The organism is Mesorhizobium sp. WSM4813, from assembly GCF_055811555.1.
The window spans coordinates 89,712-106,784 of record NZ_JBVVQU010000004.1; the positions used below are offsets into that span (position 1 = coordinate 89,712).

At 62.2% G+C, this 17,073-nt stretch carries 15 protein-coding genes; 5 read left to right on the top strand and 10 right to left on the bottom strand.

What is annotated here, in order from left to right:
* Nucleotides 1-7 precede the first annotated feature (7 nt).
* Entirely contained in the window at nucleotides 8-526 is a 519-nt protein-coding gene (locus AC0L25_RS03325; RefSeq protein ID WP_473594196.1) for a sigma-70 family RNA polymerase sigma factor, read from the bottom strand.
* Nucleotides 527-865: 339 nt separating this feature from the next.
* Here AC0L25_RS03325 and AC0L25_RS03330 point away from each other — a divergent pair, with 339 nt between their 5' ends.
* From AC0L25_RS03330 to mazG, 3 genes are all read left to right on the top strand, one after another.
* Nucleotides 866-2,035: an OpgC family protein gene (locus tag AC0L25_RS03330; RefSeq protein ID WP_473594197.1), complete on the top strand. Its 1,170-nt coding sequence runs from the start codon at nucleotides 866-868 to the stop codon at nucleotides 2,033-2,035.
* Nucleotides 2,036-2,219: 184 nt separating this feature from the next.
* On the top strand, nucleotides 2,220-3,404 hold the full coding sequence (locus tag AC0L25_RS03335) for an amino acid aminotransferase (RefSeq protein ID WP_473594198.1): 1,185 nt from the start codon (nucleotides 2,220-2,222) through the stop codon (nucleotides 3,402-3,404).
* A 122-nt stretch (nucleotides 3,405-3,526) separates the two neighbouring features.
* Nucleotides 3,527-4,351, top strand: coding sequence for a nucleoside triphosphate pyrophosphohydrolase (gene mazG / locus AC0L25_RS03340; RefSeq protein ID WP_473594199.1), 825 nt, complete (start codon nucleotides 3,527-3,529; stop codon nucleotides 4,349-4,351).
* A gap of 9 nt (nucleotides 4,352-4,360) precedes the next feature.
* Here the strand turns inward: mazG and hflX are convergent, their stop codons facing one another.
* The 8 genes from hflX to dusB form a co-directional block, all read right to left on the bottom strand.
* Nucleotides 4,361-5,749: a GTPase HflX gene (gene hflX, locus AC0L25_RS03345; protein ID WP_473594200.1), complete on the bottom strand. Its 1,389-nt coding sequence runs from the start codon at nucleotides 5,747-5,749 to the stop codon at nucleotides 4,361-4,363.
* Nucleotides 5,750-5,995: an RNA chaperone Hfq gene (hfq, locus tag AC0L25_RS03350; protein ID WP_006202172.1), complete on the bottom strand. Its 246-nt coding sequence runs from the start codon at nucleotides 5,993-5,995 to the stop codon at nucleotides 5,750-5,752.
* A 145-nt stretch (nucleotides 5,996-6,140) separates the two neighbouring features.
* Complete coding sequence (locus AC0L25_RS03355; RefSeq protein ID WP_473594201.1) at nucleotides 6,141-7,001, bottom strand: D-amino-acid transaminase; 861 nt, start codon at nucleotides 6,999-7,001, stop codon at nucleotides 6,141-6,143.
* 187 nt (nucleotides 7,002-7,188) lie between these two features.
* Nucleotides 7,189-8,550 (bottom strand): nitrogen assimilation response regulator NtrX, encoded by a 1,362-nt coding sequence (gene ntrX, locus AC0L25_RS03360; protein ID WP_065008746.1) that lies wholly within the window; start codon nucleotides 8,548-8,550, stop codon nucleotides 7,189-7,191.
* The gene (locus AC0L25_RS03365; protein ID WP_473594202.1) at nucleotides 8,540-10,870 is read right to left on the bottom strand and encodes a sensor histidine kinase NtrY-like; all 2,331 of its coding nucleotides are present in this window, start codon (nucleotides 10,868-10,870) and stop codon (nucleotides 8,540-8,542) included. The genes ntrX and AC0L25_RS03365 overlap by 11 nt, the downstream gene beginning before the upstream one ends.
* Before the next feature lie 170 nt (nucleotides 10,871-11,040).
* Entirely contained in the window at nucleotides 11,041-12,501 is a 1,461-nt protein-coding gene (ntrC, locus tag AC0L25_RS03370) for a nitrogen regulation protein NR(I) (protein ID WP_473594203.1), read from the bottom strand.
* Complete coding sequence (locus AC0L25_RS03375) at nucleotides 12,498-13,640, bottom strand: two-component system sensor histidine kinase NtrB (protein ID WP_192363203.1); 1,143 nt, start codon at nucleotides 13,638-13,640, stop codon at nucleotides 12,498-12,500. Before AC0L25_RS03375 ends, ntrC begins: the two co-directional genes overlap by 4 nt.
* Nucleotides 13,637-14,665, bottom strand: a complete 1,029-nt coding sequence (gene dusB, locus AC0L25_RS03380) for a tRNA dihydrouridine synthase DusB (RefSeq protein WP_473594204.1) — start codon at nucleotides 14,663-14,665, stop codon at nucleotides 13,637-13,639. The genes AC0L25_RS03375 and dusB overlap by 4 nt, the downstream gene beginning before the upstream one ends.
* Nucleotides 14,666-14,900: 235 nt before the next feature.
* On the opposite strand from dusB, the gene AC0L25_RS03385 reads away from it, so the two are divergent.
* Together AC0L25_RS03385 and AC0L25_RS03390 are read left to right on the top strand one after the other, a co-directional pair.
* Entirely contained in the window at nucleotides 14,901-16,130 is a 1,230-nt protein-coding gene (locus AC0L25_RS03385) for a bifunctional 2-C-methyl-D-erythritol 4-phosphate cytidylyltransferase/2-C-methyl-D-erythritol 2,4-cyclodiphosphate synthase (protein ID WP_473594205.1), read from the top strand.
* Complete coding sequence (locus tag AC0L25_RS03390) at nucleotides 16,127-16,636, top strand: CinA family protein (protein ID WP_473594206.1); 510 nt, start codon at nucleotides 16,127-16,129, stop codon at nucleotides 16,634-16,636. Before AC0L25_RS03385 ends, AC0L25_RS03390 begins: the two co-directional genes overlap by 4 nt.
* On the opposite strand, the gene AC0L25_RS03395 is transcribed toward AC0L25_RS03390, so the two are convergent.
* On the bottom strand, nucleotides 16,612-17,070 hold the full coding sequence (locus AC0L25_RS03395; RefSeq protein WP_473594207.1) for a type II toxin-antitoxin system RatA family toxin: 459 nt from the start codon (nucleotides 17,068-17,070) through the stop codon (nucleotides 16,612-16,614). The two genes, AC0L25_RS03390 and AC0L25_RS03395, sit on opposite strands and share 25 nt — an antisense overlap.
* Nucleotides 17,071-17,073 lie beyond the last annotated feature (3 nt).

The following is a 17,073-nucleotide window of genomic DNA, read 5'->3' on the forward strand; positions in this document are numbered from 1 at the left end:
ACAGACATCACGGGCCTCCCACGATCTTGAGGTGGCTTTTCCCAGGTGCCGGCAATTTGTCCTCCATCTCGCGGAGCGCTGCGCGCGCCCTGCCGATGCGCGACATCAGCGTTCCCAGTGGCACGCCGCTGGCCTCGGCCGCCTGGCTGTAGGTAAGTCCCTCTATGGCGACGAGATGCAGCGCCGAACGCTGCTCATCCGGCAATTTGAAAAAAGCTTCGCGCACCTGTGCCAGGCGGACGGAATGCTCCTGGGGAGCCTGCAGGATGGCGTCGACAAGATATCCGGCCTGCTCGACGCGCACCGCTTCAGACTTGCGGGACCGCAAACCGTCAATGAAAGCATTGTGGACGATCGACAGCAGCCATGCGCGCAGGTTTCCGCCGGAGCGGAATGTGCCGCGCCGCTCATAGGCACGCACCAGCGCGTCGTGCACCAGATCCTCTGCTTCTGCGCTGTCGCGCGTCAGCGAACGCGCGTAGCGCCGCAGGGACCCAAGCTGTCCTATGATATCGAAGCGTGGCATCGACCCTCTCATGTCCTGTTTACGGAGCATGGCAGGTTTTAATCCCACTCCTTGATTTTTTTGCGATCCGAGAAGGTCAAGGACAACCGGTGCAACGCCGACAGCGCGCCCACCGCTTCCTGGTCCGCGAACGATCCCTCAGTCGCTATAATTCGCCGCGCGGCTTTAGCGCACCGGGGATTTCGATGTTTATCCCTGAATTAATTAGTGACGCGGAAAATCGCGAAGGTGTCATCTTTTTCGGGGCACTTGCGAGTTATAGGCAGGAAACATTCACCGCCGAATCTTCCGTTCGCCGACGGCCCTTTGGGCCCTCCTCGTTCAACGAATCGACCCGACATGACAAGCGATGTGTCAGCCCAGCGGGATACCCGCATCGATGTCTTCCGCGCGCTAGCGTTGCTGACGATCTTCGTCAACCACGTGCCGGGGACGATCTTCGAGTATTTCACGCACAAGAATTTCGGCTTTTCCGATTCGGCCGAAGCCTTCGTGCTGATCTCGGGGATTGCCGTTGGGCTCGCCTACGGATTGAAGTTCCAGCCGGGGAATCGGTTGCTCATCACCCTGAAGGCTTGGCGGCGTGCCGGTGTCCTCTATGTCACCCACGTCATGACCACTGTCGCGACGCTGGCGATCTTCTCGGCGGCTGCATTGCATTTCTCGCGGCCCGATCTTTTGAAGCTGATCAACATCCAGATGATCATCGAAGACACGCCGGAAGCGCTGCTCGGCATCGCGGCGCTCGGGCATCAGATCGGCTATAACAACATTCTTTCCATGTATGCCGTCGTACTTCTGATGATGCCGCTTTTCCTCTGGATCGGCACTTTCAGCCTGCGCCTGATGCTTGCTGCGTCCGCTCTCCTCTGGCTCATCGTCGGCATTTTCCAGATCGCGCCTTCGAATTTTCCCGGCGACGGCTTCTGGTTCCTGAACCCGCTCTCCTGGCAGTTTCTTTTCGTCATCGGGATCGCCGGCATGCTGCATATCAAGCGCGGGGGCGAAATCCGCTTCAACTGGATGATGGCGAGCGCGGCCGTCGGGTATCTCGTCGGCGCGCTGATTTGGGTGCGGCTGCCGCTGTGGGGCATCGAGACGGCCTCCGGCCTGCCTACCGTGCTGACCGGCTTCGACAAGACGTTCCTGTCGCTGTCGCGCCTCATGCACATTCTGGCGATCGCCTATCTGATCGTGGCAATCCCGGCGCTTTCCAACCTGGCGAAAACGAGGCCCGGGCACCCGCTCGCGGTTCTCGGCAAGCACTCGCTGCCGGTCTTCGTCGCCGGAACGATCCTCGCCATGATCGCGCAGGTCATGAAGGTCAGCCCAGGCGGGCTCCTCTATGACGCAATCCTGATCTCGACAGGCATCGCGCTGCAGTTCGGCTTCGCTTATTACCTCGAATGGTTGCCGCGGATCGGTTGGGGCGGCAAGAAGCAGCAACCTGTCGCCGCCTGCCGTCTGCCGCCCTCAAGCTGGCGTCATAGAACGGCGTCGACCAACTGACATGCTGAAGGTCGCATTTGCCTGCTGCGCCCTCCCCATTCGTGTCGTGGAAATGACGAGTGCGACGAGCCGTGCCGATTGAGACTCGTCTCCCGGTTTGGCGGTTTTCAGCCTGGTGCAAATGAAAGCGCTGGCGCAGCACGGCCGATTTGCGTATCACTCCGCCGCCAACGGAACCGTGCCGATGTTTGAAGACCTCCAGTCTGCCCCAGCCGACAAGATCCTTGCCTTGATCGGCCTCTATCGCACCGATCCCCGCCCCGGCAAGGTCGACCTCGGCGTCGGCGTCTACAAGGATCGCGATGGCAAGACGCCGGTGATGCGCGCCGTGCGCGAAGCCGAAAAACGGATGCTGCAGAGCCAAGACACCAAAACCTATCTCGGCCTTGCCGGCGATACCGGCTTCAACACAGCGATGACGGGGCTGGTCTTTGGCCCTGCGGCCGAGTTTTCACGCATCCGCGCGGCGCAGGCACCGGGCGGCTCTGGCGCGCTGCGGCTGGTGGCCGAACTGCTCAAGAGGACGCGATCCGACGCGACGATCTGGCTGTCGGACCCGACATGGCCGAACCACATGCCGGTGATGCGCGCCGCCGGCCTGCAGATACGCGAATATCCCTACTTCGACGCTGCATCAGGTGCTGTTCGCTTCGCGGACATGATGAGCGCGCTGGCGTCCGCCAAGAGCGGCGACGTGGTGCTGCTGCATGGTTGCTGCCACAATCCGACAGGCGCCAATCTGGACACCGAGCAGTGGGCCGAAATAGCCGACCTGGTCATCGAGCGCGGCCTGCTGCCTTTTGTCGACATTGCCTATCAGGGTTTTGGCGAAGGCCTCGGCGCGGACGCCATCGGCTTGCGCCTGCTGGCGGCGAAAGTCCCGGAAATGGTCGTTGCCTCGAGCTGCTCGAAGAACTTTGCCGTGTATCGTGACCGTGTCGGTGCGGCGATGATCCTGGCCAAAGACAGCGCGCAGGCGGATGTGGCAATGAGCCAGATGCTGTCGGCTGCCCGCGCCATGTACTCGATGCCGCCGGACCACGGCGCGGCCGCGGTGCGCATCGTGCTTGAAGACGCCACGCTGCGCGCCGACTGGGAAGCTGAGCTTGAGGAGATGCGCCTGCGCATGCTGCGGCTTCGGGTGCAGTTCGCCGAAGCGCTGCGGCGGCAGTCCAATTCCGATCGCTTCGATTTCGTCGCCAGCCATCGCGGCATGTTTTCCCGGCTTGGCCTGTCGGAAACGCAGGTCGAGCGGCTGCGTGCCGAGCACGGTGTCTATATGGTCGGTGACAGCCGCATCAACGTCGCCGGCCTGCCGGAGGACGGAATGGACGCGCTCGCCAAGGCGATCGTCTCCGTACTCGACTGAACACTTTGCTTGACCATGATCGTTTCCACTTTTCGGGATCATGGCCTGCGCAACTGTGGACAATGCGGCCTTGCCGGCTGACAGTATTTGCCGAGTGATCGGTGCACGATAGCATTCGACCGATGAAACCCTCGAAAGATATTTCCCGGCTGATCGAAATCATGGCGGCGCTGCGGGCGCCGGAAACCGGCTGCCCGTGGGATATCGAGCAGGATTTCTCGACCATCGCGCCCTACACGATCGAAGAAGCCTACGAGGTGGCGGATGCGATCGCGCGCGGCGACCTGGACGATCTGCGCGATGAGCTCGGCGACCTGCTGCTGCAGGTCGTCTACCATGCGCAGATGGCCGAGGAGGCCGGTGAATTCGCCTTTGGCGACGTGGTCCAGGCCATTACCACAAAAATGATCCGCCGCCATCCGCATGTCTTCGGCGACGAGAAGGCGCGCAGCGCCGGCATGGCCAAGGGCATGTGGGAGAAGATCAAGACCCAGGAAAAAGCGGATAAGCGAAACGCCCGCCTCGCCCGCGGGCACGATCCTGAGGATCATGGCAACGGTTTTCTGGACAGCATTCCGGTCGCCCTGCCCGCTTTGACCCGGGCGCTCAAGCTGCAGGAAAAAGCGGCCCGCGTCGGCTTCGACTGGAGCGAGGCCACGCCGATCCTCGACAAGATCGAGGAAGAGATCGGCGAGTTGCGCCAGGCCCTTGCCAAGGGCGATACGGCTTCGATCAAGGACGAGTTCGGCGACGTGCTGTTTGCCGTCGTCAATCTCGGGCGTCATCTCAAGGTCGATTCCGAAGCGGCCCTCAGCGGCACCAACGAAAAATTCCGGTCGCGGTTCCACTATGTCGAGCAAGCACTGAAAGCGTCCGAAAACACTCTGGAACGGGCGACGCTCGATGAGATGGAGGCGCTTTGGCAGCAAGCCAAGAGCGCGAAGTAACAGCGATTATCAGTTGTTTTTACGGCGCAATCTGCTTTCTATCTCTTCATGCGCGGTTTGCGTCGCCTTGAGCGCGACGGTCACGCCGCCATCTTCATTGTCGGTGCGCGAGACGACGTCGCCATTGCGGTAGAGCCAGTCGACGAGCCCGAGCTGTTCAGGCTTGAGCGTGACGGTCAGCGTTTCCAGTTCGCCAGACACTCTTGTCTCGATGATCGCCTTCAGCACATCGATGCCCTCGCCGGTGGCGGCCGATATGGCAATCGGCGGCGCCTTGTTGCCGTCGATGCCGTCGGCGAGCAATCGCGCCCGGTTGCCTTCATCGAGCCGGTCGATCTTGTTCCACACTTCGATGACGCGCTTGCTGTCGCCGGCATCGACGCCGAGATCGGCGAGGATGCGCTCGACATCCTCGGCCTGAGCGGCCGTGTCGGGGTCCGAAATATCGCGCAGATGGATGACGAGATCGGCCTCGACCACCTCTTCCAGCGTAGCCCGGAAGGCCGCGATCAGATGCGTCGGCAGATCCGAAATGAAGCCGACGGTGTCCGAAAGGATGACCGGCGTGCCGTGCGGCAGTCGCACCCGACGCAGTGTCGGGTCCACCGTGGCAAACAGCATGTCCTCGGCCAGTACCCCTGCTCCGGTCAGCCTGTTGAACAGCGTCGACTTGCCGGCGTTGGTATAGCCGACGATCGCCACCACCGGGAACGGCACCTTCTTGCGCTTGGCGCGGTGCAGGTCACGGGTGCGCCGCACCGTTTCCAGCTCGTGCTTCAGCTTCTTGATCTTGTCCTGCAGGGCACGGCGGTCCGACTCGATCTGCGTTTCACCAGGACCACCGAGGAAACCGGCGCCGCCGCGCTGGCGCTCGAGGTGGGTCCAGCTTCGCACAAGCCGGCCCTTCTGATAGTTGAGGTGAGCCAGATCGACCTGCAGCGTTCCTTCCTTGGTCCGCGCGCGCTCGCCGAAAATTTCCAGGATCAGTCCGGTGCGGTCCAGCACCTTGGCGTTCAATTCCTTTTCCAGATTGCGCTGCTGGACCGGCGTCAGCGGATGGTCGACAATGACCAGTTCGGCACGGCCCTCTTTGACGATCTCGGCGAACTCCGCGACCTTGCCGCTGCCGAGCAAGGTTGCGGGCCGCGGGTCATTGACGGTCACCACCGCGGTATGGATCGGGTCGAGGTCAATGGCCTGGGCAAGGCCAACCGCCTCGTTGTGGCGGGCCTCGGCAGAACGCGTCAGGCGCGGACGATTGGTGTCTTCGTCGCCGCGCGGCTGGCGGGTAAGCACAGGCACGATGACCACGGCCCGGGTCGGGCCTTCGGCTTCCGTCCCCGGCTGATATGCTGGTTTTTCGCGAACGCTGCGGTCCGCGTCTTTCTTACGTGCCAATCAGGCGCCCTGGCTTTCCTCGCCATCGAACATCTGAACCGGCTGGCTCGGCATGATCGTGGAAATGGCGTGCTTGTAGACGAGCTGGGAATGGCCGTCTCGACGCAGCAGAACACAGAAATTGTCGAACGAAGTGACCACCCCGGTCAGCTTCACGCCGTTGATGAGAAAGATGGTGAGTGGGTTTTTGCTTTTGCGAACTGAATTCAGGAACAGGTCCTGAAGATTTTGCGATCGTTCCGCCATTGTTCTTGTCTTTCGCCGATCCCCTTCGGTTTGCAAGCCAATGCGCCAAATTACCCGGCACGTGTCAAGCGCGCAAACACCATCTTGCCGTCAATAACGACAAGCAGAACGAGATATATTGATGTTCATTCCACCTGTGCGGTTATCAGGCTGGACTTTTTTCCGCAACGTCAAAAAAGGCTTGCCGCAAGGAAAGTGTTATCGAGCCCGGATGGCCGTTGGCGACGGGAGCACCGTCGATCGCCACGATCGGCATGGCGATCGTGGTGGCGGAGCTGATGAAAACCTCGCGCGCGGCTTTGGCTTCGGCGACCGAAAAGCCGCGCTCCTCGATCTTCAGGCCGAGCTTGGCGGCCACTTCGAACAGCGTGGTACGGGTGATGCCTCGCAGGATGCCGTGCTCGGCCGGACGCGTGACCAGCACGCCATCCCTGGTGATGATCCAGGCGTTCGACGATCCACCTTCCTTCACGGTGCCGTCGGCATCGACGAACCAGGCTTCCTGGGCGCCGGCTTCCTTGGCCTTCTGCTTGGCGAGCACATTTGGCAACAGGCCGACCGACTTGATATCGACCCGATCCCAACGGTTCTCCGGCACGGTGATAACCTTGATTCCGCTTTCGGCTCTCTTCGCGGCAGCAGCGGGGTCGGCTTTCCTGGCGGTCACCACCAGCGACGGCTTCGTGCCCGCCGGAAAAACAAAGTCACGGCTGGCGACGCCACGCGTCACCTGAAGATAGACCAGGCCATCGGTGACATGGTTGCGGCGGACCACCTCGCGCATGATGATCGGCAATACGCCCCGCGTGACCGGCCAGTCGATCGACAATTCGGTCAGCGAACGGTTCAGCCGCACGAGATGGCGAGGCATATCGACGATGAAGCCGCGCGCCACCTCGCAGACCTCGTAGACGCCATCGGCGAACTGATAGCCACGGTCCTCGATATGCACGAAAGCGTCGGCGTGAGCGACATAGCGCCCGTTCACATAGGCAATGCGCGGCATGGGGCACCCCTGGAGAAGTCAGCGCATGACCCCGAAAATCGAAATCGATTATCGGGGTCATGCGCAAAAATCAAAATGCTACAGCGTCCTTTGAGCGCCCCAAAAAACCCGCGGCGCTGCAGCGCTTTCTTATGCGATTCCGCCGCCGCCGTAACCGATAATTGCATAGGCCAGGATGGATTGGCTATCAGACGCCCAGCGACTTCAGCTTGCGGTGAAGCGCCGAGCGCTCCATGCCGATGAACTCGGCCGTTTTCGAGATGTTGCCGCCAAAACGATTGATCTGGGCGATCAGATAGTCCTTCTCGAACTGTTCGCGCGCTTCACGCAACGGCAGCGCCATGATGTGCTGATCGGATTGGTTTGGCGTGCGCGGCATGACATCGCCGATCTCGGCAGGCAAGAGATCGGCGGTGATCGGTGCATCGATATCGTCGCCGCGCGCCAGGATCATCAACCGCTCGACGTTGTTGCGCAACTGGCGGACGTTGCCTGGCCAGTTGTGTGCCTGCAGCACCGCCAGCGCGTCGTCGCCGATGCGCCGCGGCCGGATGCCGGCCTGGCGGGCGATCTGCTTCATGAAATTGTCGACAAGATAGGGGATGTCCTCCCGCCGCTCGGCCAATCCCGGCACCATGACCGGAACCACCGCCAGACGGTGATAGAGATCCTCCCGGAAACGACCGTCGGCGATCATCGCCTCCAGGTTCTGCGAGGTCGACGAAATGATTCGGACATCGACCTTGACCCGTTTGGTGCCTCCTACCCGCTCGAACTGCTGTTCGACCAGCACGCGCAGAATCTTGTTTTGCGTTTCGCGCGGCATGTCGGCCACTTCGTCGATGTAGAGAATGCCGCGATGGGCTTCCTCGAGCGCGCCGACCTTGCGTTCGACACCGTTTGATTCTGTGCCGAACAGCTCGACCTCCATGCGTTCGGGCGTGATGTTGGCAGCGCTCAGCGTGACAAATGGTGCGCTCTTGCGCGCCGACAGCGTGTGGATGGCGCGTGCCGCGAGTTCCTTGCCCGACCCGGACGGGCCGATGATCATGACGCGGCTGTTGGTCGGCGCAACACGCTCGATGGTCTGGCGCAACTGGCTCATCGCCGACGACATGCCGATCAGGTCGAAGGTTTCGCCGCTGCGCAGCTTGAGATCAGAAACCTCGCGTCTCAGTTTCGAGGTTTCAATTGCACGTTCGGCGATGAGGATCAGCCTGTCGGCCTTGAACGGTTTCTCGATGAAGTCATAGGCGCCGCGGCGGATGGCCGAGACCGCCGTCTCGATGTTGCCGTGGCCCGAGATCATCACCACAGGCAGGCTTGGGTGCATCGTCTTGATCTCGTCCAGCAGCGCCAGTCCGTCCAGACGTGAGCCTTGCAGCCAGATGTCTAGGAAAATCAGCCTCGGCGCGCGGTCGGCGACCGCCGCCAGCGCGCTGTCGGCATCGAATGCCGTGCGGGTTTCGTGACCTTCGTCGCTTAGGATACCGGCGACAAGTTCGCGGATGTCTTCCTCGTCATCGACGATGAGAATGTCAGACGCCATTACCGACCTTTTCAGTTTCTCTTTCGTTTTCCGTCTTGCCTTCGCCGCGCGATGGCACGGTGGCGGCGAGCGGCAGAATGATGCTGATCATCGCGCCTCGCCCGTCGTGGAAAACCGCCGGCGCATCATGTAGTTCGAGCCGGCCGCCATGGTCCTCCACTATCTTCTTGACGATAGCGAGGCCGAGCCCCGTGCCTTTCTCGCGTGTCGTCATGTAAGGCTCGAGCAATCGCTGGCGATTCTCGCGCGGCAAGCCCTTGCCGTTGTCGATGACATCGATGCGAATCGCACCATTCTGGCGCCCGGCTTGAATCCGGATTATGCCGTGCGAGCGGTCCTTTTGATCAAGTCCGTCAATCGCCTCGGCCGCATTCTTGATAACATTGCCAAAAGCCTGCGCCATCAGGCGGCTGTCGAAAGTGCCTTTGAGCGGCTCGTTGCCGAACACTCGCTCGAAGGTGATATCGGAGCGGCTCACTTCGACGAGGAATGAGGCTTCGCGCAACGATTCGCGCAAATCGAGGGCCTTCATTTCGGGCTTGGGCATGCGTGCGAAAGCGGAGAACTCGTCGACCATGCGGCCGATGTCCTCCACTTGCCTGATGATCGTGTCGGTGCACTGATCGAAAACCTCGCGGTCTTCGGTGATGACCTTGCCGTAGCGGCGCTTGATGCGCTCGGCGGAAAGCTGGATCGGTGTCAGCGGGTTCTTGATCTCGTGGGCGATGCGCCGCGCTACATCCGCCCAGGCCGAGGAACGCTGCGCCTGAACCAGATCGGTGATGTCATCGACCGTCACGACATAGGATTTCTCCTCGGAACCGTCGTCGCCGGCCTCGACCGTGATTTGCACGTTGAACGTGCGCTCGGTACCGGCGCGATAGAAAGTCACTTGCTCGCGGTGGACAGGCTTGCCGGACTTGCGGCCGATCTCGAAGACGCGGCCGACATGGGGCAGCACGGCGGAGAGGTTTTGCCCGAGTGCGGCGGTGGCGGATATGGCCAGCATCGTTTCGGCCGACCGGTTGACGATGGTGACGATGCCATATGGATCGACCCCAATGACGCCGGCGGTGACACCGGCAAGCACGGCCTCCGAAAAGCGCCGCCGCTCGTCGATCAAATCTTTGGCGGACAGAATCTCGTTACGCTGCGATTTCAGTTCCAGCAGCATCTTGTTGAAGGTGTCGCCGAGCGAGGCGACGTCGCCGTCGGAGGGCCGAACCGGCACCGCAACGTCGAGATTGCCGGTCGCGACCTCGTCGGCCGCGCCGATGAGTTGGCGGATTGGCCGCACCAGGCGGTCTGCCACGGCAATGCCGGTCCAGATGGCGGACAGAATGATGATCAGCGTCAGCGACAGGTAGGGAAGTGCGAAGGCCACCTGCGAGGTGCGGCGATTGTCTTCCAGACCGCGATATTCGTCGGTATTGGATCTGACAATCTGCCGCGCCTTGATCACCTCGGGATCGACGAGCCGGATAGTGTAGAGATAGAGCCCTTCGATCTCGCGCAGCTTGACGATGGCGCCCATGATGTTGCGCGTCTTCGGCTCGATCAGCACCGGCCTGCCGTCGGCGGCACTGGCCATGGCGCCTTCCGGCGGCTCCGGCATGGCAAAATCGGCGTCGGTCTTGGCGCTCATGACGAATGAACCGTCGGGCCTGACCAGGGCGGCATGGGCCAGCGAGCGGCCGACGGCTTCCTTGTTCATGAGATCGAGGAAGCCGGTTCGATCGAGGCCGTAGAGCGTGCGGGAGGCGTCGAGATCGTAAGCCATCGACAGGGTCGTTCCCTGGAGATTGCGGGCGTTCTCCTGCACGTAGGCATCGGCGATCGACAGCGACGAATTGACGATTGTCTTGGTGCGAATCTCGAACCAGCGATCAAGGCCGATGTCGAGCGTGATCGAGGCGATGATCGCCACCATGATGGCGGGAATCGCGGCGACCAGCGCGAACATGGCGACGATCCGCACATGCAGCCGCGACGCCGCCTTGCCGCGCCGGCGCGCCATCAAAATGCGATGCACTTCGCGGCCGACCAGCGCGATCAGGAACAAGATGAACGCCGCATTGAGGGCGATAAGCGCCAGCGTCGTCCTCTCGTCCGGCGTGATCGGCGTGGCGCCGACGAGAATGGCGAAGGAGATCGCTGCCGTAACCAGCGCACCGGCAATTGCCACCACGCCCGGCAGCGCAAGCAGCCGGCGCCCGTCCCGTGTGCCAGGTTCGCTGAAAAGCGTTTTGCTCGGTGTCGGTGCCTGTGAAGCCATGTCGCCGTCTAGAGCCAGTGAATGCGTCGGATGTATGCAACGCATTGTGGCGATTATGCAACAAGTGTGACCTGGACGGAACTGTTTCGGTGATCGATCCCCCGAAAAGGCTTCGCTCTGTCGCACCAGCCCAAAAATCGGAATCGATTTTCGCAAAGCACGATGCGACACTTAAAGTGCTAGAGCGAACTTTCTACGTCCGAGCGGATGTCGTTTTAAGCCTGCCTGGTCGACTTGTAGACGTTGACGCCGAGTTCGCGAATCTTCTTGCGCAGCGTGTTGCGGTTGAGTCCGAGGAGCTCCGCAGCCTTGATCTGGTTGCCGCGGGTTGCCGTCATCGACGCAAGCACCAGCGGATATTCGACCTCGGAGAGGATGCGCTGATAGAGGCCGGCGGGCGGCAAATCGCCGGCGAACGAAGCAAAATAGCGCTGCAGAAAATGTTCCACCGCCTGGCTGATAGACAGATCGTCGGGAATAAGGTTGCCGCCACCGGGAACGACCGGCCTCTCGCCGGTCTTCAGTTCCGCCTCGATGATTTCGGCGGAAATCTCATCCTGCGAATAGAGCGCGGCCAGCCTGCGGACAAGATTTTCCAGCTCGCGCACGTTGCCTGGCCACGGATAGCGCTTCATCAGCTCGATGCCGCCTGTGGAAATGCGCTTGGTCTGCAGGCCTTCGCTGGCGCCGAGCTTGAAGAAGTGCCGGACGAGATCCGGAACGTCCTCGGACCGCTCGCGCAGCGCCGGTAGCCTTAGCGGCACGACATTCAGGCGATAGAACAGATCCTCGCGGAAAAGCCCCTGATTGATCAGCGTGCGCAGATCCTTGTTGGTGGCGGCGACGATGCGGACGTCGGTTTTGATCGGCGTACGGCCGCCGACAGTGGTGTACTCGCCCTGCTGCAGGACACGCAGCAGGCGCGTCTGCGCTTCCATTGGCATGTCGCCGATCTCGTCGAGGAAGAGCGTGCCGCCTTCGGCCTGCTCGAAACGGCCGGTGGAGCGGTTCTGCGCACCGGTGAAGGCGCCCTTCTCGTGCCCGAACAGTTCCGATTCGATCAGGTCGCGTGGGATCGCCGCCATGTTGATCGCGACGAAGGGGCCGCCGCGGCGGCGGCCGTATTCGTGCAGCGCGCGCGCCACCAGTTCCTTGCCGGTGCCCGATTCGCCTGAAATCATGACCGTCAGGTCGGTCTGCATCATGCGCGCCAGCATGCGGTAGATATCCTGCATGGCGGCCGAGCGGCCAACCAGCGGCATCGTTTCCGGCGGCTCGTCGGCCCGCGCATCGATCTTCGGCCGTCGGGGCTCGGAAAGCGCCCGGTTGACGATGTTGAGAAGCTCGGTCAGGTCGAACGGTTTCGGCAGATATTCGTAGGCGCCGGTTTCGGAGGCGCGAATCGCGGTCATGAACGTGTTCTGGGCGCTCATAACGATGACGGGCAGTTCCGGCCGTGCCTTCTTGATGCGCGGCAGCATGTCGAAGGCGTTTTCGTCCGGCATGACCACGTCGGTGATGACAAGATCGCCCTCGCCCGCCGCCACCCAGCGCCACAGCGTCGAGGCGTTGGACGTCACGCGCACCTCATGGCCGACGCGCGAAAGCGCCTGATTGAGCACGGTGCGGATGGCCGCATCGTCGTCGGCGACGAGAATATTGCCGCGAACCGTCATTTGCGGTCTCCTTCGCCATCGTCGTCTGTGCCGAACGGCGTTTCTTTCCAGGCTGGCATCAGGATGCGGAAGGTGGTTGCGCGCGGCGTCGAATCGCATTCGATGATGCCGCCATGCTCGCCGACGATTTTCGCGACCAGCGCCAGACCAAGCCCCGACCCGTTAGGCTTGGTGGTGATAAAGGGATCGAACAGGATCGGCAGGATATCTTCGGAGACGCCAGAACCGTTGTCGCGCACGCAAAATTCCAGCGGCAGCGACACGCGGCCCTGCGTTCCCGGAACGGAAACACGGATGCCCGGCCGGAACGCGGTCGACAGAGTGATCTCGCCTTGCGGATCGCCGCCAATGGCCTCGGCTGCATTCTTGACCAGATTGAGGAACACCTGGATGAGCTGGTCGCGGTTGGCGAAAACCGGAGGCAATGACGGATCATAATCCTCCAATATCTTGATCCGTTTGGCAAAACCGTTCTTGGCAATCGCCTTCACATGGTCGAGCACGACATGGATGTTGACCGGATAGCGGTCGATGGGCCGCTCGTCGGAAAACACCTCCATGCGATCGACCAGCGAGACGATGCGGTCGGTCTCGTCAGTGATCAGCCGGGTCAGGGCGCGATCTTCGTCGGAAGCGGACAGTTCGAGCAGTTGGGCAGCACCCCGGATGCCGGATAGCGGGTTCTTGATCTCGTGGGCAAGCATCGCAGCAAGGCCGGTCACCGAACGTGCCGCACCGCGATGCGTCATCTGCCGGTCGATCTTGTCGGCCATCGATCGTTCCTGGAACATCACCACGACGGAGCCCGGGAATTCCGACACCGGCGCGACATAGAGGTCGACGACCTTCTCGATGCCGAGGCGCGGCGACGATACGTCGACCCGGTATTCGTTGACGGGTGCCCGGCGCTCGCGCACCTGGTCGACAAGCGTCAGCAGTGGGCTGCCGAAGGGAATGAGCTTGGGTAATGTGTTGCGGGCGAGCATGGTCGCGCTCGAGCGGAAGAAATCTTCGGCATCGGCATTGGCGAAGGTGATGACCCCTTCAGCATCGACCATAATCACCGGGCGGCGGATGGTGTTGAGTACGATGTGGGCGGCGTCCGCCATATCCATGCTCTGTGCAACGGTGGCATTCATGCTGCGCTCCGCAGGTTCATCGCCTCGGCAGCGCGTGAAAACACCTCGCGCAACGCGGCAACGACGCGGACGGGCTCGAAGGAGGTGAGGATGGCCTTTCGCCGCTCATCGACGACGCCAACGGCGTGGCGGTCGAGATACCAGCCAAGATGCTTTCGCGCCTGGCGCACGCCGCTTTCGATGCCGTAGAGCGTTAGCATGTCCTCGTAGTGGGCAACGACGTAGTCGGCCAGCGCTTGCGGACTTTCGGGCACATCAGGCGCCGCCTCTTTTGCCGCGGCTGCCGCGATGCTGCCTGCTGTCCAGGGCGCGCCATAATGCGCGCGGCCGATCATCACCGCGTCGGCGCCCGACTGGTCGAGGATCATTGCTGCCTCCGCCGGCGAGCCGACATCGCCATTGGCGACGACCGGGATCGACACAGCCTGCTTTATGCGCGCGATGGCGCGCCAGTCCGCCTTGCCCTGGTAGAACTGGCAACGCGTGCGGCCATGCACCGTCACCATCTTGACGCCCGCCTGCTCCGCGCGGCGCGCCAGCAGCGGCGCGTTGAGCGCGCTTTCGTCCCAGCCGAGCCGCATCTTTACCGTGACCGGCACCTCGACGGCGCCGACCACCGCCTCGATCAACGACAAAGCGTGATCGAGATCGCGCATCAGCGCCGAACCGGCATAGCCGCCCGTCACCTTCTTGGCCGGGCAGCCCATGTTGATGTCGATGATGTCGGCGCCCTCGCCCGCCGCTATACGGGCGCCCTCTGCCATATGCGCCGCCTCACGGCCGGCAAGCTGGACCATGTGCACGGGCAGCCCGGAATGGCGGATGCGCAGGCCGCAACCGGCTCTGCCCCTGGCAAGTTCGCCGCTCGCCACCATCTCCGACACCACCAATCCGGCGCCATGCGCATAGGCACGCTGCCGGAACGGCTCATCGGTTATGCCCGACATAGGCGCGAGAAAAGCGCGATTTCGGATTCTCACACTACCCACGTCCAGCGGCGAAGCCAATTTGGTCAGGTCAAGCATGCACAAAAACCAAGCATTTTTTATTACTGCACATTCTCTAGCCACAATGACAGCGATGTGCAACGCGAAATGACGTCACATTAAGGCGCATTTGGGAAAATGCTGGCCTTCGGCCGATACCCGCGCCTTAAGCGGCGTGCGTCCTTGGGAAAGGGCGCTCGGCACTTTGCATCTGCGCAGGATCTCTTCCGAAAAGCGATTCCACTTTTCGGGATCATGCGCTAAGCGTCTCGGCATGACAGATGCAAGCGAAAAGCAAGCTTTGGCTGCAGACGACAGGATTGCCGTTGTGATCGTCGCTGCCGGCCGCGGCGCGCGCGCCGGTCAAGCCGACGGACCGAAGCAATACCAAAAGATCGGTGGCCGTGCCGTCATCGCGCGCACATTGGACGTGTTTTTGGCGCATCCGAGAATCGGACCTGTCGTCGTCGCCATTCATGCCGACGACAGCGCGCTTTTTCGCAGCGCCGCCGGCGCCAACGCCGATCGGGTCATCACGGTGACCGGTGGCGCGTCGAGGCAGGACTCCGTCCGGCTCGGATTGCTTGCGCTGAGAGGCCCTGCGCCGCGCCGGGTCCTGGTCCATGACGCCGTCCGCCCGTTCGTCGACGCGGAATTGATAGACCGCACGGTCGCCGCCATCGGCGAGCGCCAGGCAGCGCTGCCTGCCCTGCCCGTCGCCGATACGCTGAAACGTGAATCGGCCGCCGGCATGATCGGCGAGACGGTTTCCAGGAACGGGCTTCATGCCGCCCAGACGCCGCAGGGCTTTCCGTTCTGGCCGATCCTGGCCGCCCATGAAAAGGCCCATCATCTGGGCAAGGCGGACTTCACCGACGACGCCGCGATTGCCGAATGGGCGCATATTCCGGTAAAAATCGTTCCGGGCTCGCCGGACAATGTCAAACTCACCTGGGCAAGGGATATCTCGATGGCGGATCAGCGGCTTTCCGGCGAACGGCCGCGTTTTCCTGACATCCGTACCGGCAATGGCTACGACGTCCATGCCTTCGAGCCCGGTGACCATGTCGTCCTGTGCGGCGTCGTCATCCCGCACGACCAGAAACTGTCCGGCCATTCGGACGCCGATGTCGGCCTCCACGCCTTGACCGACGCACTGCTCGCCACCTGCGGCGCCGGTGACATCGGCACGCATTTCCCGCCGTCGGATCCGCAGTGGAAAGGCGTGGCCTCGCGGATATTCGTCGAACATGCGGCAAAACTGGTGCGCGCGCGCGGCGGGCGCATCGCCAATGCCGACATCACGCTGATCTGCGAGGCGCCGCGGGTCGGCCCGCATCGCGAAGCAATGACCGAAACCCTTTCGGCAATGCTGGCAATTTCCCGGGACCGTATCTCGATCAAGGCGACGACCAACGAAAAGCTCGGCTTCGTCGGTCGCGAGGAAGGCATAGCGGCCATCGCGACCGCCAGCGTCGTGTTTCCAGGGGATGTCCCGGAATGAGCAACAACGATCTCGCAGATGCCTTGCTTCAGGCCTGCCAACAGCGCGGCATCATGCTGGCGACGGCCGAGAGCTGCACCGGCGGCATGATCATCGCCGCCCTGACCGACATCGCCGGCTCTTCCACGGTGGTCGACCGGGGTTTCATCACCTATTCCAACGAGGCCAAGACGGAGATGCTCGGCGTTTCCGCCGCCACGCTTGAGGCGCACGGCGCGGTCTCGCGGGAAACTGCGGTCGAGATGGCGCAGGGCGCCCTGACCCGTTCGCGCGCCGGACTGACCCTTGCCGTTACCGGCATTGCCGGTCCAGGCGGCGGCTCGACAGAAAAGCCCGTCGGCCTGGTCTGGTTCGGTATCGCCTTGACTGGCCGGCCGGTCGTCAGCGAATGTCAGTTGTTCGCCGACAAAGGCCGCAATTTCATCCGCCGGGCTACGGTCAAGCATGCGCTTGAACTGGGCTTGCGTGCACTCGCTGCGGATCAGGCTGCCGGCGCTGGCCCATAGATGACGTCGGCGCGCTTCTCGAACGCCTCAGAGAACATGCGGAACGCCCGATCGAACATCGCTCCCATTACCGCACCCAGAATACGGCTCTTGAATTCGTAGTCGATGAAGAAGCAGACGTTGCAGCCGCCGTCGGCCGGCTCGAAGCGCCAGACATTGCTCAGATATTTGAACGGACCGTCGATGTATTTGACGTCGATGGCGTTCTCGTCAGGCTTTAGCAGCACCTGCGTGGTGAAAGTCTCGCGGATCGCCTTGTAGCCGATGCTCATGTCGGCGATGAGCAGTGTGCGGCCGTTGCGTTCCTTGCGGGAGCGAACCGTAAGTGCCTCGCAAAGCGGCAGGAATTGCGGATAGGATTCGACATCGGCGACCAGAGCGAACATCTGTTCCGGCGTATGCGCAACGCGGCGATGGGCTTCGAATTGTGGCATGAA